Here is a 14,698-nt window from a genome sequence, read left to right as displayed (position 1 = left end):
CCGATCTGGGTCAGGCGCGAATCGACGCGTGATTAAGGAGGGGTTAGAGCAACGCCATGCCATTATACGCAATCGAGGGGACCGCCCCGAGTCTGGGCGAAGGTGCATGGGCGGCGCCGTCGGCCGATTTGATCGGTGACGTGCGGCTGGGGGCGCGCGCCAGCATCTGGTTCGGGGCGGTGATCCGCGCCGACAATACGCCGATCATCATTGGCGAAGAATCGAACATCCAGGACGGGTCGATCGGGCATAGCGACCCTGGTGCGCCGTTGACGATCGGGGCGCGGGTGACGGTCGGTCATCAGGCGATCCTCCATGGCTGCAGCGTTGGCGACGGGTCACTGATCGGGATGGGCGCGCGGGTGCTCAATGGCGCGGTGATCGGCGCGCAATGCCTGGTCGGGGCGGGGGCGCTGGTGACCGAAAGCAAGATCTTCGAGTCGCGGATGCTGATTGTCGGGTCGCCGGCGCGGGCGATCCGGGCGCTGACCGACGGTGAAGTCGCGGCACTGGCGGTGTCGGCAGCGCATTATGCCGACAAAGCGGCGCGCTATTCCGCAGATCTCGCCGAAATCTAGCCTAGTTTCCGCGCAAGTCGGGAAGCACCTCGAGCGTCCGGTCGACAATCGGATTACCCTCGGCATCGAACCCGCCTTTGCCGTCTTGCGGGTCGGGCGTGGTGCGCAGCAGCTCGTGCAGGGCCAGCAGGCCCGGATCGGACAGGGTGAACGGCCCAATCGGCTTCTGATTGGGACCGGGGATGAACAACGCCATGCCTGGCTTGTCGAGCGCGATGGTCTCCCCAAACGCCGTGACGTCGATTGCGCCGCCGGGGTCGGTCGGGGTTGCGGCGGGACCGCGAAGGACGATCAGGGTTGCGGTCTCGGGATCGACCTTGCCGCCCGCAGCGGCGCCTTCGCGCGCGGCGATCCTCACCGCATCGGTGCCGACCACGCCTTCGAAAATGGTCCCGCGCACCCCGATCGAGGCGACCGGGGTGGTGATCGCGGTCTTGCCTGGCATGTTGTGAATCGAGCGACCCGAAATGAACCGGAATGCGCCCTTGGCGACCGACGCGCCGACCGCACTCGCGCTGCGCTGCGGGTCGTAGACGAACCGGTCGATGGTCACCCGCGCGTTGGCACCAACAGTGAAATTGCTGCGGTCGAGCAGCAGGATCTGGAGCATCGAGGCATTGGCGGTCTGGACTTGGTCGCCAAGTGACACCCGGGCTTTGAGAATTGCAGCGCGGGGTGCAGGATCGCTCGCGGCGCGCACCACCACCTTGTTGCGGATCGCCGCGTTGATCCCGACCGTGCTTGCGGCATGAGCGGTCCCGGCCAACGCGAAAGCAGTCAGCGCGAATAGGGAAAAGCGGGTCATGGTCGGTCCCTTTGTCATCAGAATTTCCAGATCACGCGGGCTTCGGCGCCCGGGCTGTTATAGGTGCGAAGCTTGAGGAAGCTGTCCGAGATTTTGGACCGGCGATGGGTGTACGTCGCGGCCCATTCGACGAACAGGCCGCTGGTACCGAGCGCAATGGCATAAGCGAGGCGACCGTAAGCGCGGGTATCCATGCGGTCGCTGACGAACGATGCATTGCGAAAATCGATGTGGCGAAGCGTCCCCGACAGGGTCAGATAATCGCGATTGGCGAAGCTATGCTGATAGGCAGCGAACAGCCGACCACCGCGATAGCCGAAATTGCGCTCTTCGGCGTCCTTATATTCGCCTGCAGCACCGACGGTGACGAACCCGCTTTCGCCAACCCGGGCTTCATAAGCTGCCGACAAATCGAGCCGCACCCCGTCCGCATCATTGCCGGGGAAATTGCGATTGTCGTAATTCTGGTAGACGCTTTCGAGCCGAAGCCGGATGTGGTGCGTCTGCGCTCCGCCGAACACCAATTCGCCCTGCCCGCCATATTCGGTGACATAGGGATCGTCGAACAAGCGGATGTGCCGCACCACCGGGCCGATCGAAAAGCCGATCTTGCCCGCGTTGCTGCCGAAGCCAGCGCGAAGTTCGCCAATGTCATAATCGAGCCTAGGGCCCGAAATGTCATGCTTCGAGCTGACGCTGAAGCCGCCGTAAAATCCGCCAGTACCAGCATAGCTCGACGATCGCGCCGTGAGGCGAGCGCCGCTGATCAGGCTGAACCCGTCGTTACGCCCGGACGAGCCGAAGAAATCGGTCTGCAACGCAAGCGCGCCGGAAGCGTCATAATCATAGGCCAGCCCGCCATAGACTTCGCCGCTGACGCCCGAACCGCCGTCGGCCTGGGCCGAGGCGGGACGTGCCAGCGCGCCGCCACATGCCTGATTGGTTTCATCGAACATCGCCTGACCGACGTCCTGCCGGTTTAGCTTGCCCATCTCGATCCGCGCGCCCTGCGGATCGCCGAGGCGGCAGAGGGTGGCAGCATAAAGCAATCGTGCATCGGTGGCGTTGGGATTTTCAAGCAAGGCGCGGTCGAGCGATGCGACAGCGCCGGTGAGATCGCCGGCCGCAATTTGCTGTCGCGCGGTGGCGACGGGGTCGACCGGGGCCTGGCTCTCGGCGACCAAAGCCTCGATATCCTGATCGCTTTGGGCAAGCGCCGGAACCGCGGTGATCGCGGCCGACAATCCGACACCGACGCGCAATAATGAACATCCAATTCGCAACACGCTTCCCCCTGAACTTGCCCTCGTTTAGCAATCACCATCGACGATTGATATGAGTGCATCATGTCAGAACATGGTGAATCGGGATAGGGGGAACGCGGCCAATGGCGGGAAGCTCGGCACGGACTGATCGGCACGCCGCACTCCCCGGGGTCCTTGCGGTGGTGCTGATCGCCTTGCTGGCGCTGCTCCCGCCGCCGCTCGTGGCACCCGCGCTCGAGCGGCTGAGCTTCGCCATGTTCGATGCATTCCAGCGGATCGAGCCGCGCCCCTACCAGGACGCCGGGGTGCGGGTGGTCGACATTGACGAGGAAACCATCCGCCGATTGGGCCAGTGGCCGTGGCCGCGAACCGACATTGCCGCGCTGACCGACAAGTTGACCGAGGCCGGAGCGGCGGCGATCGCCTATGACGTGGTCTTGTCCGAGCCGGACCGGACATCGCCGCCACGGCTGGCAAAGCGGCTGGCGCTGGACCCCGAAGCGCGGGCGACGCTGGCGCGGCTGCCCGACAATGATGAATTGCTGGCGAAAAGCTTTACGGGGGCGCCGGTGGTGACGGGGTTTTTCCTTACCCATGACGCCTATCACCGCACGGTCCAGCCCAAGGCAGGGTTCGCCTTGTCGGGCAATGCGCCGGATCACCTGGCCGCGTTCAGCGACGCCATCCCGCCATTGCCGGGGCTTGAGGCGGCGGCGAAGGGCAATGGCTTCGTCAGCATCGCCACCGACAGCGACGCCATTGTCCGCCGCGCACCGCTGATCGCGCGGAACGGCACTGCGATCGTGCCGTCACTGTCGCTCGAGGCGCTGCGGGTAGCGCAAGGCGCGGGGTCGGTGATCATCAAGACCGGCGACGGCAGCGGCGAGATCGGTGGCGGCGGCGATGTGGTGTCGCTCAAGGTCGGGCAGTTCGAAGTGCCGACCACCCGCTCGGGCGATTTGTGGATGCGCTATACCGCGCCAGTGCCATTCCGGGTGATCCCGGCGTGGAAGATTTTGGCCGGCGCGCTCAGCTCCGAACAATTGCGGAGCGAGGTCGAGGGGCGGATCATCTTCATCGGCGCCGGTGCGATCGGACTTCGCGATCTGGTGGCGACCCCGCTTCAGGATCGTGAGCTCGGCGTGATGGTCCATGCCCAGGCCGCCGAGCAAATGATCCTCAGCCATTTCCTGGTCCGGCCCGACTGGGCGCCGGGGCTGGAACTGGTGCTGCTGCTGATCCTGGGGACAGGGATTGCGGTATTGCTGCCAAGGATCGGCGCGGTGAAGGGGGCGATTGTCGGTGCAACCGCGATCCTGCTGACCGGAATGGGTAGCTGGTATGCCTACACCAATCACCACTTTCTGCTTGATCCGACCTGGCCGGCGATCGGAGTGGCGACGGCCTATCTGGTGCAGACCATCCTGACTTTTTACCGCGAAGAGAAACAGCGCGCCTACATCCACCACGCATTTGATCGTTATTTATCGCCCGAACTGGTCAAGCGGATCGCCGATGACCCAGCGTTGCTCGAACTTGGCGGGACCGAGCGCGACATGAGCATCTTGTTCGCCGACATTCGGTCATTCTCGCGGATTTCGGAGAAACTGGCGCCGAATGAAGTGATTGCCTTCCTTGTCCGGTTCCTGACGCCGATGACCGACCTGCTGCTCGGCTATAAGGCGACGATCGACAAATATATCGGCGATGCGATCCTGGCGTTCTGGAACGCGCCGCTCGACGACCCCGACCACCGGGTCAATGCGGCGCGCGCCGCGCTGGCGATGCAGGCGCGACTAAAGGCGCTCAACCAGGAAATGGAAGCGCGCGGCGATGGGACCTGGCCGGGCGAAGTGAAGATCGGGATCGGACTCAATTCGGGGCTGTGCTGTGTCGGCAATATCGGCTCGGAACGGCGCCTGTCTTACTCGCTGATTGGCGATCCGGTGAATTTGGCGTCGCGGCTGGAGGGGATGTCCAAATATTATGGAGTGCCGATCCTGATGGCCAATGCGCTGGCGCAGCACCTTGGCGACTTTGCGTCGCTGCCGATCGACCGGGTGCGGGTGGTGGGGCGCGATGCGGTCGAGACGGTGCATGTCTTGCTGGGTGAAGTCGCACTGCGAGCATCATATGATTTCGTCGAACTGGAAAAGGCGCATCTTGCTGTAATGCAAGCATATTATTCCCAAAACTGGGCATTGGCGGCGGATCTCAACGACGCCAATGACCAGGCCGCCACGGCGTTTGGACTGGGCCAGCTCAACATGCTGTATCGCGGCCGGATCGCCGCCTTTGCCGCCAACCCGCCGCCAGCCGAATGGGACGGGGTGTATGAGGCGAGCAGTAAGTAACATCCATGACACTTGAACCACCTGCGCAACCGCGCATCTTGGGATCATGATCAACATCCGCCCCTTCACGTCGCTGGGCCATGCCAATCACGGCTGGCTCGATGCCCGTCACCATTTCAGTTTCGCCAATTATCACGACCCCAAGCGCATGGAGTGGGGCCGGATCCGGGTGTGGAACGACGATACGATCGCCGCCCAGTCAGGCTTCCCGCCGCACCCGCACCGCGACATGGAGATCATCACTTACGTCCGCTCGGGTGCGATCACCCACCAGGATTCGCTCGGCAACAAGGGCCGTACCGCGGCTGGCGATGTCCAGGTGATGAGTGCGGGCAAGGGCGTGACCCATGCCGAGTTCAACTTGGAAGACGAATCGACGACGTTGTTCCAGATCTGGATCGAGAGCGACAAGCCGGGGGTCGAGCCCGGCTGGGGCGCGATGCCGTTCCCCAAGGACAGTCGCGACGGCCAGTTCCAATTGCTCGCCAGCGGCGACCCCGGTGACGGGACACTGACGATCAACGCCGACGCGCGGCTGCTCGGGGCCAATCTGCCGGCTGGAAAAGCGATCGAGCTGGAGATCGACCCGGCGCGGCACCAATATCTGGTGGCAAGCGCCGGCGTGACCGTCAACGGGGTCGCGGCCGAGGCGCGCGACGGGATCGCGATCACCGGCGAAACCCGGCTGACGATCGAAGCGGGGGCGGAAGCCGACGCGGAACTGGTGCTGGTCGACGCGCGCTAGGCACTCACTGCTTGAAGCTGCGGCCCAGTCAGGCCAAAGGCGGGCGTGAAGGATCGAGTGTTGGATCGCAGGACGACAATCGCAAAGGGCGTGGGTAGCGCGCTGGCAGCCATGTGGCTGGCGGCGGCGGTGCCGCTTGCGGCGCAGGACACTGGTGCCGCAACCAGCGCGCCACCGGCCAATCCGAACGATATCGGCCCGGGCGGACTGTCCAATTTCTCCCTCAACGGGACGGTCACCCAACCCGCAGGACGCCCGCCCGCCGCGACGGTTCCGGCGCCCGCGAGCAGCGCCCCCGCATCGACTCCGCCAGCCACGCCGCGCGACACGGCCCCGGCGACGGCTGCACCCGCGACGAGCAACAACCGTCAGCCCGCCGCCCCGGACAATGATTTGTTCAGCCGGCCGCCGACCCTGCCCGATTCGAGCGCCGCGCCCGCAACTAGCAGCGCGCCGCCAGTGATCGACGAGCCGATTCCGGCTGCATCGCCGGTGGAGTCGGGCGGTTTTTCGATCTGGTCTGGGCTGATCGGACTGCTGGCGATTGCCGGCGGCGGACTGCTGTGGTTCTTCCGCCGGCGGCATCACAATGGCCGTTATGCAGCGGCGGGCCATGCCCCGATCGACATCGTTCGTCCGTCCCCGCCAACCCCGACGCCCACGCCGAGAGCCGATCCGGCGGTGGGCTTCGCGCCCCGGCCCGACCCGACCCCCGCACCGGCCGCGACCGGCGTGCGCAAGCCGCTGCCGACGACGCTGATGCCGCCACCGCCCGCGCCGCCGCGGGTCGAGCCGCGGCCCGACCCGATCATCCCGGGCGGGATCGTGTCGACCGGTCTGCGCCCGTGGATCGACGTCGAACTGTCGCCCGATCGCGCGTTGCTCGATGAGCAAGGCGCGGCGATCGCGTTTGAAGTGACGTTGTACAATTCGGGCAGCGCGGCCGCCCGCGACGTGATCATCGAAGCCAAATTGCTCAATGCCGGTGCCAGCCAGGACGTTGAACTGAGCGCCTTCTTTACCGCCGATACCGCGGTCAGCGACCCCATCCCGCAAATCGCGCCCTACGCCCGAAACCCGCTGCGCAGCGCGGTCCGGCTGCCGCTCGAGGCGATCAGCGAATATGAATATGAAGGGCGCAAATTGTTCATGCCATTGGTCGCAATCAGCGTTCGCTATCGCTGGTCGAACGGCGACGGGCAGAGTGCCGCCGGGTTCCTGGTCGGGCAGGGCAATGACGGGCAGGACAAGCTCGCGCCGCTACGGATCGATCGCGGTGCGCGGTCGTGGAACGGGCTCGGTGCCCGGCGCTATGAGAAGGGCGTTCGCCGTTAATGGGACGGTTTCGACTCGTTTCATCGCTTTAACAAAACGGATTGGCCCTAACCCGATTGTAACCAATCGCGTGTCTAGGTCTACATTCCGCTGTTCAACCTTTGCTGGAGAATTGCACTGCGCCTCCTTGTCGCCTTGTCCTGGCTGTTGGCCATTGTCGCGCAACCTGCGGCTGCGGCATCCTCGCCCGACCTGATGACGGTCGAGCGGCAATTGGCCGAGCTGGTGTCGACCCGGTCGGGTGATTTCGGCATTGCCGCAGTCGACCTGTCGAGCGGGCGCAACGTCAGCATCAACGGTGACCGGCTGTTCCCGATGGCCAGCACGGTCAAGCTGGCGGTGGCGGGCGCGTATCTCAACCAGGTTGATGCCGGACGTCGTTCGCTCAGCGACCGGATCAGCGGGCGATCGGCGTCGCAACAGATTGAGTTGATGCTGACCCGCAGCGACAATGCGGCAACCGACGCGTTGATCCGCAACCTCGGCGGCCCCGCAACCGTCCAGACCTGGCTCAACTATAACGGACTGTCGGGGATCCGGATCGACCGGACAATTTCGCAATTGTTGCGCTCGCCGCGCGACCTGCTCGACCGCCGCGATTCAAGTTCGCCACTGTCGATGCTCAAGCTGCTCCGGCTGATCGACCATGGCCCGGTGCTCAAGCCCGAAAGCCGCCGTTACCTGCTCGACATGATGGAGCGCTGCATCACCGGACGTAACCGGATGAAGGCGTTGCTTCCGGCCGGCACCTTGGTCCAGCACAAGACCGGGACGCTCAACGGGCTGACCGGCGACGTCGGCTTCATCACCATGCCCGACGGACGGCGCCTCGCGGTGGCCTTCTTCGCGCGCGGCGGGAGCGACCGGCCATCGACCATCGCCCAGGCGGCACGGGCGATCTACGACGGGTTCAGCGGATCGTGGGGCGGGCGAATGTTCACCACCTACGGCGGCACCGGCGGCTCGGCCAACTAAGCGGCTAAAGCGCGGTCCCGATATTATTGTAGCTATGCCAGGCGAGTACGGCGGCGGCGCCGCGGTGCGGGCGCCATGCCTCGGCCAGTTCGCGCAAGTGTTTCTCGCTTGGTCGTTCGGCGAGCCCGAGCATCCGGCCCAGCTCGATCTGCACCGCGAGATCGCCCGCCGGCCAGACATCGCCACGCCCTTCGGCGAACAACAGATAGATTTCCGCCGACCAGCGGCCGATGCCCTTGATGCGGGTAAGCAAGGCGATGGCTTCCTCATCGTCTTCGGGGAGCTTGGTCAGGTCGAGCTCGCCCGACAGGGTTAGCCCGGCGAGGCTGCGCGCATAGCCCGCTTTCTGGCGCGACAGGCCGGCTTCGCGGAGTTGCTCGTCGGTCGCGTCGAGCAAGGCAGCGAGATCGACCGGGTCGCCATAACGGGCGATCAGCTTGTTCCACATCGAGCGCGCGGCGGCGACGCAGACTTGCTGGCCGACGAAGGTGCGGAGCAGGCTCTCGACCCCCGGTTCGCTGAGGCGGGGCTCGGGCCGGCCGTGGCTGGCGATGGTGCGGGCGAAGGCGGGTTCGGCCGCGGCAAGCGCGTCGAGGCTGTGGTTGAGGCTCTGGGTGGTACGGACCATCAGGCGACGCTGGCGGCGTAGAGCGCGACGGCGGCGGCGTTGGAGACGTTGAGGCTTTCCATGTTGCTCGAAATCGGCAGGCGGGCGAGCGCGTCGCAATGCTCGCGGGTGTTGGAGCGCATGCCCGGACCTTCGGCGCCGAGCACCAAGGCCACCCGCTGCGGTCCGAGTGCAGCCTTGAGATCGTCCTTGGCATCGCCGGCCAGTCCGATCCGCCAGAAACCGGCCTCGGCCATTTCCTCGAGTGCGCGGGCGAGGTTGACGACGCGCACCCACGGCACGCGTTCGAGCGCGCCCGATGCAGCCTTGGCCAGCGCGCCGCTTTCGGGCGGCGAGTGGCGGTCCTGGGTGACGATGCCGATTGCGCCGAACGCGGCCGCCGAGCGCAGGATGGCGCCGACATTGTGCGGATCGGTGACCTGGTCGAGCACCAGCAGCACGGCGCGCTCGGGGGCCTCGGACAGCAAGTCGCTGAGCCACATATCCTCGAGCGGCTCGACTTCGATCACCACGCCCTGGTGCGGCGCGTCGGCGGGGACCATGCGGCCGAGATCGGGCACCTCGGCGCGCATCACGACGAGGTCCTTGGGGAAATTCATGAAGCCTGCGGCCTCGAGCGTGGTCCACGCCTTGTGGACCCGCCGCTCGGGATTATCGAGCGCGGCCGCGACCGCATGCTTGCCCCAGAAACGCGGCCGGTTGGGATTGCCACCGCTTTTGGTCTTGTTCTTACGCGCCATGAGGCAGGCTCATGCGGCGATGACCGGGCTTAGGCAAGCCCCTCCGAATCCAGCGCATAGCCGGCCGAGCGGACGGTGCGGATAAGGTCAGGGTCGCCGAGTGCCTGGCGGAGGCGGCGAATATGCACGTCGACCGTCCGAAGCTCGATATCCTCGCTGTGCGGCCACGCCATTTCGAGCAATTGCTGGCGCGAGAACACCCGGCCGGGGCGCTCGAGCAAATGACGAAGCAGGCGATACTCGGTCGGGCCAAGCTTGATCGCCTCGCCCTCACGCCGCACCCGGTGGGCGGAAAGGTCCATCTCGATCCCGCCATAATCGAGCCGCTCGGCGGCCAGCGACGGGCGGGCGCGGCGCAGCACGGCGGCAGCGCGGGCGACCAGTTCCTTGGGGCTGAACGGCTTGGTCATATAATCGTCGGCGCCGGTTTCGAGCCCGCGAATGCGGTCCGCTTCTTCGCCGCGCGCGGTCAACATGATGATCGGCAGGCGCGCGGTGGCCGGCTTGCGGCGCAGGCGGCGGCACACTTCGATGCCGCTAATCCCCTCGATCATCCAGTCGAGGATGACGAGGCCGGGGGACACTTCCTCGGCCAGGATCAGGGCTTCCTCGCCATCGCCCGTGCGGGTCACGGCCCAGCCGTCACGTTCGAAGTGAAAGCCGATCAGGTCGGCCAATGCCCGGTCATCCTCGACCAGCAGGAGCCGACGTGCGCTCACTGCGACGGCGCCAGCAGATCGTCACCCTTGGGACGGTCACCGAGATATTCGCCGGTGGCGGCATAATAGACCATCTCGGCGATGTTGGTGGCATGATCGCCGACCCGCTCGACATTCTTGGCGACGAACAGCAAGTGCGTCGACTGGGTGATATTGTGCGGATTTTCCATCATGTAAGTGAGCAGGGTGCGAAAGATGCTATTGTAGAAATCGTCGACTTTTCGGTCGCGCTCGATCACTTCCAGTGCGGCGGCGGCATCGCGCTCGACGAAGGCGGTCAGCACATCGTGGACCATCTCGGTCGCGATCCGCGCCATTTCGGGAAGCAGTGACAGCGGCTCGATATTGCCGATCTCATCGAGCAACGGCACGCGCTTGGCGATGTTCTTGGCATAATCGCCGATCCGTTCGACCACGCTTGAAATCTTGAGCGCGGCGACCACATCGCGCAGATCGCCAGCCATTGGCGCCCGCAGTGCTATCAGCTGGACCGCGCGGCGCTCGGTCTCGATCTCGAGCGCGTCGAGTTTACGGTCTTCCTCGACCACCCGCTTGGCGCCTTCATGGTCGCGCTCGACTAGGCAGCGCAACGATTCGCGAATGCCATGTTCGGCAAGGCCGCCCATCTCACTGATGAGTGCGCGCAGCCGATCGAGATCGTCGTCGAATGCCTTGATTGTATGTCCGCCGGTGGTGACCATCTGTCCTGCTCCGATCAGCCGTAGCGGCCGGTGATATAGTCCTGGGTGCGCTGCTCCACAGGATTGGTGAAGATTTCCGAGGTTTTGCCATATTCGACGATCTCGCCGAGATGGAAGAAAGCGGTGCGTTGCGACACGCGCGCGGCCTGCTGCATGTTGTGGGTGACGATCGCGATCGCGTAGCGACCGCGCAGCGCGTGGATCAGTTCCTCGATCTTGGCGGTGGCGATCGGATCGAGTGCCGAGCAGGGTTCGTCCATCAGGATCACTTCGGGATCGACCGCGATGGCGCGGGCAATGCACAGTCGCTGCTGCTGGCCGCCCGACAAGGCGGTGCCGCTATCTTCCATCCGATCCTTGACCTCGTCCCACAGGCCGGCGCGATGGAGCGACTTCTCGACGATCGCGTCGAGTTCGCTCTTGCCCTGGGCAAGGCCGTGGATGCGCGGGCCGTAAGCGACATTCTCGTAGATCGACTTGGGGAAGGGATTGGGTTTCTGGAACACCATCCCGACCCGGGCGCGGAGCTGGACCACATCCATCGCGCCTGAATTAACGTTCTGCCCATCAAGCTCGATTTCGCCGGTCACGCGCGCCGTCGGGATGGTGTCGTTCATCCGGTTGAGGCAGCGCAGGAAAGTCGACTTGCCGCAGCCCGACGGGCCGATGAAGGCGGTGACCTTGTCGTCATGGATGTCGATGTCGACGCCCTTGATCGCCTCCTTGTCGCTGTAGAAAACATGCACGTCGCGCGCGGTCATCTTGGGCGCGCGCTGGGTTGCGGGCTCGACCGTTTCGGCGACGTCGAGGGGCGTTGGAACGATGGTGTCGATCATGATGCTTGGCCTTACCAGCGACGTTCGAAGCGGTTGCGAAGATAGATGGCGAGCCCGTTCATCACGAGCATGAAGACGAGCAGGACGATGATAGCGGCGCTGGTCTTCTCGACGAAGGCGCGGTCGACCTCGTCCGACCACAGAAAGATCTGGACCGGCAGCACGGTCGCCGGATCGGTGATCCCGCCCGGCGGTGAAGCGATGAAGGCGCGCATGCCGATCATCAGCAGCGGCGCGGTTTCGCCCAGTGCGCGGGCCAACCCGATGATCGTTCCGGTCAGGATACCGGGCAGCGCGAGCGGCAGGACGTGATGGAACACGACCTGCATCTTCGACGCGCCGACGCCCAATGCCGCGTCGCGGATCGAGGGCGGGACCGACGTGATGGCGTTGCGCCCGGCGATGACGATCACCGGCATGGTCATCAGCGCCAGCGTCAGTCCGCCAACCAAAGGCGCGGATCGAGGCAGGTTCATGAAATTGAGGAACACCGCGAGACCGAGCAGGCCGAAGATGATCGACGGCACGGCAGCAAGGTTGTTGATGCTGACCTCGATCAGGTCGGTCCAGCGGTTCCTTGGCGCGAACTCTTCGAGGTAGAGCGCGGCCAGGACGCCGATTGGGAAAGCCAGCAGAATGGTCACCATAATCGTTAGGAAACTGCCTTTTAGCGCGCCCCATACGCCCGCTGCCGAGGCATCGGTCGCGTCGGAGGCGGTGAGGAAGTTGCGATTGAAGCGAGTCCGCGTTTCGGCCCTGGACAGCAATTTCTCATAGGCCGCATCGCCGCCATGCTTGGCCGCAAGATCGGCCTTGGCCGACAATGGCAGCCAGAAATCGACGCGTTTGGTAAGCAGGTCGGGATTGGCCACTAGCTGATCGCCCAGAGCGCGCATGGTGGCCCCACCGAACAGCTCGCCGCCGCCCTCGCCGAACCGCGCTACTGCGGCCTGTTCGATAATGCCGTCGAGCCCCGCGCCACCAATGTTCTGCTCGGCATCGGGGCCGCGCAATGCGCCCGGATCGAGCATCAGGTCCGACCGCGGGAAGTCGATCGTCAGCCTAACCTCGGTGGTGACGAAGCCGCCGAGCCCTTTGGCCGACATCGTAAACAACAGGAAGGCAAGAAAGCCGAGCGACAAGGCGACGGCGATGAAGCCAAGCGCACGAAAGCGCCGCTCGGACGCGTTGCGCTTGGCAACCAGCCGATCCATCGATCCATCGGTCCAGCGGGTGAGGGGGCTAGTCATAGGCTTCCCGATAACGGCGGACCACAATCAACGCGATCAGGTTGAGCGCCAGGGTGATGACGAACAATGCCAGCCCGAGCGCGAAGGCGGCAAGCGTCTTGGCACTGTCGAATTCCTGATCGCCGGTCAGCAACTGGACGATCTGGACGGTGACCGTGGTAACGCTGGCGAACGGGTTGGCAGTCATGTTGGCGGACAGGCCGGCGGCCATGACGACGATCATCGTCTCGCCAATCGCGCGGCTGACCGCGAGCAATATTCCGCCGACCACGCCGGGGAGGGCGGCCGGAAGGACCACGCGCTTGATCGTTTCCGACTTGGTCGCGCCCATTGCCAGGCTGCCGTCGCGCATCGCCTGCGGCACGGCCGCGATGCTGTCGTCGGCCATCGACGAGACGAACGGGATGATCATGATGCCCATCACCAGGCCAGCAGCAAGCGCACTTTCCGACGAGGCCGAGGTAATGCCGAGCGACAGGCCAAGGTCGCGGACCATCGGCGCGACGGTCAGCGCGGCGAAATAGCCATAGACCACGGTCGGGACCCCCGCGAGAATCTCGAGGATCGGCTTTAGCCAGCTACGCAGTTTCGCCGGGGCATATTGGGTGAGGAAGATAGCGCACATCAACCCCAACGGGATGGCGACGATCATGGCGATGATCGCACCGATGAACGCCGTTCCCCAGAACAATGGCACCGACCCGAACGCACCCGACGATCCGGCCTGGTCGGCCCGAAGTGCAGTCTGCGGACTCCAGGTGGTGGTGAACAGGAATTCGCTCGGACTGACCAGGTTGAAGAAGCGAATGCTTTCAAACAGCAGGGAAAGCACAATCCCGAGCGTCGTCAGAATGGCGATCAGCGAGGCGCCGACCAATAGTCCGAGCACCCATCGCTCGACCCCGGCGCGGGCGCGGAAATCAAGCCCGACCCGGCGCAGCGCGAGGCCCGCACCGGCAAATGCGGCAAGGATCGCGATCCCCCCGCCAAGCGCGCCATACCGCACTTCGGCTTCCAGGATGCGCGGGACGAGCGCGGTGGATTCGGGGTTGAAGCCGACTTCGCGGTCGCCGTGGGCAATCTCGCGGGCCTCGTTGAGGATGGTATTGCGCTGCATCTCGAACGCCGGGAGCGCGCGGCCCTCGGCGCTCGACAGCACTGCATTGTCGACCAACCGGCTTTCGACCGGGATGTACAAGGCGACGATCAGCAACGCCGGAAGGGCGGACCACATGGCGGCGTAAGATGCGTGATAGCTGGGCAGGCTGTTGAGCCGGCCGCCAGCACCGCGCAAGCTGCGGGCCCGGCGAAATGCCAGGAACCCCGCAGCGGCGGCGATCAGCAGGACGGCGACCAGCGCCGTAGTGAGCGTCATGGTGCCCCCGGGCGCTCGCGCTTACTTGAGGCCAGCGGGGTCGAGTGGCTTGAGCGCCTCAGCCTGGGCATTGGCACCTTCCAAATCCGCTGCGGCGAACGGCACGAGGCCGCGCTTTTCAAGGCTTCCGCCCTTGCCCCAGGACTTGGCATACGCCGCAATAAACTGCTTCATTGCCGGCTTGATCGCGAGATGCTCGCCCTTGACGTAGACGTACAGCTTGCGGCTGCCCGGATAGCTCAGATCGGCAATCGTCGTTTCGGTCGGGGCGACACCGGCGAGGCTGACCGGCTTCACCTTGTCGAGATTCTCTTCAAGGTAGGAGAAGCCCAGCACGCCGAGCGTGCCCGGGTCGGCGGTGACCTTCTGGACCAGCAGATTGTCATTTTCGC

Annotated in this window: 14 protein-coding genes and 1 pseudogene; 5 read left to right on the top strand and 10 right to left on the bottom strand. The window is 64.9% G+C overall.

The features are described from left to right. Positions 1-56 precede the first annotated feature (56 nt). Complete coding sequence (locus tag RMN73_RS03605) at positions 57-578, top strand: gamma carbonic anhydrase family protein (protein ID WP_309601950.1); 522 nt, start codon at positions 57-59, stop codon at positions 576-578. A 1-nt stretch (position 579) separates the two neighbouring features. Here RMN73_RS03605 and RMN73_RS03600 read toward each other — a convergent pair whose 3' ends face one another. Both RMN73_RS03600 and RMN73_RS03595 read right to left on the bottom strand, forming a co-directional pair. After that, entirely contained in the window at positions 580-1,383 is an 804-nt protein-coding gene (locus RMN73_RS03600) for a FecR domain-containing protein (protein ID WP_309601949.1), read from the bottom strand. A gap of 17 nt (positions 1,384-1,400) precedes the next feature. Beyond that, on the bottom strand, positions 1,401-2,645 hold the full coding sequence (locus RMN73_RS03595; protein WP_309601948.1) for a tetratricopeptide repeat protein: 1,245 nt from the start codon (positions 2,643-2,645) through the stop codon (positions 1,401-1,403). A gap of 125 nt (positions 2,646-2,770) precedes the next feature. On the opposite strand from RMN73_RS03595, the gene RMN73_RS03590 reads away from it, so the two are divergent. The 4 genes from RMN73_RS03590 to RMN73_RS03575 all read left to right on the top strand — a co-directional run bounded on the left by RMN73_RS03590 (position 2,771) and on the right by RMN73_RS03575 (position 8,057). After that, positions 2,771-5,002, top strand: coding sequence for an adenylate/guanylate cyclase domain-containing protein (locus RMN73_RS03590; RefSeq protein ID WP_309601947.1), 2,232 nt, complete (start codon positions 2,771-2,773; stop codon positions 5,000-5,002). A 46-nt stretch (positions 5,003-5,048) separates the two neighbouring features. Beyond that, a complete protein-coding gene (locus tag RMN73_RS03585; RefSeq protein WP_309601946.1) occupies positions 5,049-5,747 on the top strand; it encodes a pirin family protein in 699 nt (232 codons plus the stop codon). A gap of 90 nt (positions 5,748-5,837) precedes the next feature. Next, positions 5,838-7,082 carry a hypothetical protein gene (locus RMN73_RS03580; protein ID WP_309601945.1) on the top strand — a complete coding sequence of 415 codons (1,245 nt, stop codon included), beginning with the start codon at positions 5,838-5,840 and terminating at the stop codon, positions 7,080-7,082. Positions 7,083-7,217: 135 nt separating this feature from the next. Further along, positions 7,218-8,057 carry a serine hydrolase gene (locus tag RMN73_RS03575; RefSeq protein ID WP_309601944.1) on the top strand — a complete coding sequence of 280 codons (840 nt, stop codon included), beginning with the start codon at positions 7,218-7,220 and terminating at the stop codon, positions 8,055-8,057. Positions 8,058-8,061: 4 nt separating this feature from the next. Here RMN73_RS03575 and RMN73_RS03570 read toward each other — a convergent pair whose 3' ends face one another. The 8 genes and pseudogenes from RMN73_RS03570 to RMN73_RS03535 all read right to left on the bottom strand — a co-directional run. Then, positions 8,062-8,685: a DNA-3-methyladenine glycosylase 2 family protein gene (locus RMN73_RS03570; RefSeq protein WP_309601943.1), complete on the bottom strand. Its 624-nt coding sequence runs from the start codon at positions 8,683-8,685 to the stop codon at positions 8,062-8,064. Next, the gene (gene rlmB / locus RMN73_RS03565) at positions 8,685-9,425 is read right to left on the bottom strand and encodes a 23S rRNA (guanosine(2251)-2'-O)-methyltransferase RlmB (protein WP_309601942.1); all 741 of its coding nucleotides are present in this window, start codon (positions 9,423-9,425) and stop codon (positions 8,685-8,687) included. The genes RMN73_RS03570 and rlmB overlap by 1 nt, the downstream gene beginning before the upstream one ends. A 29-nt stretch (positions 9,426-9,454) precedes the next feature. Then, complete coding sequence (gene phoB, locus RMN73_RS03560) at positions 9,455-10,144, bottom strand: phosphate regulon transcriptional regulator PhoB (protein ID WP_309601941.1); 690 nt, start codon at positions 10,142-10,144, stop codon at positions 9,455-9,457. Beyond that, positions 10,141-10,845 (bottom strand): phosphate signaling complex protein PhoU, encoded by a 705-nt coding sequence (phoU, locus tag RMN73_RS03555; RefSeq protein ID WP_309601940.1) that lies wholly within the window; start codon positions 10,843-10,845, stop codon positions 10,141-10,143. The genes phoB and phoU overlap by 4 nt, the downstream gene beginning before the upstream one ends. Positions 10,846-10,859: 14 nt before the next feature. Further along, a complete protein-coding gene (gene pstB / locus RMN73_RS03550) occupies positions 10,860-11,606 on the bottom strand; it encodes a phosphate ABC transporter ATP-binding protein PstB (RefSeq protein WP_309601964.1) in 747 nt (248 codons plus the stop codon). An 86-nt stretch (positions 11,607-11,692) separates the two neighbouring features. Continuing rightward, the gene (gene pstA, locus RMN73_RS03545; protein WP_309601939.1) at positions 11,693-12,931 is read right to left on the bottom strand and encodes a phosphate ABC transporter permease PstA; all 1,239 of its coding nucleotides are present in this window, start codon (positions 12,929-12,931) and stop codon (positions 11,693-11,695) included. Continuing rightward, entirely contained in the window at positions 12,924-14,306 is a 1,383-nt protein-coding gene (gene pstC / locus RMN73_RS03540) for a phosphate ABC transporter permease subunit PstC (protein WP_309601938.1), read from the bottom strand. The genes pstA and pstC overlap by 8 nt, the downstream gene beginning before the upstream one ends. A 21-nt stretch (positions 14,307-14,327) precedes the next feature. Beyond that, positions 14,328-14,698: pseudogene (locus RMN73_RS03535) on the bottom strand (phosphate ABC transporter substrate-binding protein); the annotation flags it as partial.

The sequence above is a fragment of the Sphingomonas sp. genome (assembly GCF_031372575.1).
Taxonomy (GTDB): Bacteria; Pseudomonadota; Alphaproteobacteria; order Sphingomonadales; family Sphingomonadaceae; genus Sphingomicrobium.
The sequence above is the reverse complement of the archived record's forward strand: the minus strand, read 5'-3'. Positions and strand labels throughout refer to the sequence as shown.

What these genes read in the sequence shown, in the direction of transcription:
- RMN73_RS03605 (WP_309601950.1), top strand. Translation starts at nt 57, where the DNA reads ATGCCATTATACGCAATCGAGGGGACCGCCCCGAGTCTGGGCGAAGGT.
- RMN73_RS03600 (WP_309601949.1), bottom strand. Translation starts at nt 1,383, where the DNA reads ATGACCCGCTTTTCCCTATTCGCGCTGACTGCTTTCGCGTTGGCCGGG.
- RMN73_RS03590 (WP_309601947.1), top strand. Translation starts at nt 2,771, where the DNA reads ATGGCGGGAAGCTCGGCACGGACTGATCGGCACGCCGCACTCCCCGGG.
- RMN73_RS03585 (WP_309601946.1), top strand. Translation starts at nt 5,049, where the DNA reads ATGATCAACATCCGCCCCTTCACGTCGCTGGGCCATGCCAATCACGGC.
- RMN73_RS03570 (WP_309601943.1), bottom strand. Translation starts at nt 8,685, where the DNA reads ATGGTCCGTACCACCCAGAGCCTCAACCACAGCCTCGACGCGCTTGCC.
- rlmB (WP_309601942.1), bottom strand. Translation starts at nt 9,425, where the DNA reads ATGGCGCGTAAGAACAAGACCAAAAGCGGTGGCAATCCCAACCGGCCG.
- phoU (WP_309601940.1), bottom strand. Translation starts at nt 10,845, where the DNA reads ATGGTCACCACCGGCGGACATACAATCAAGGCATTCGACGACGATCTC.
- pstB (WP_309601964.1), bottom strand. Translation starts at nt 11,606, where the DNA reads ATGACCGCGCGCGACGTGCATGTTTTCTACAGCGACAAGGAGGCGATC.
- pstA (WP_309601939.1), bottom strand. Translation starts at nt 12,931, where the DNA reads ATGACTAGCCCCCTCACCCGCTGGACCGATGGATCGATGGATCGGCTG.
- pstC (WP_309601938.1), bottom strand. Translation starts at nt 14,306, where the DNA reads ATGACGCTCACTACGGCGCTGGTCGCCGTCCTGCTGATCGCCGCCGCT.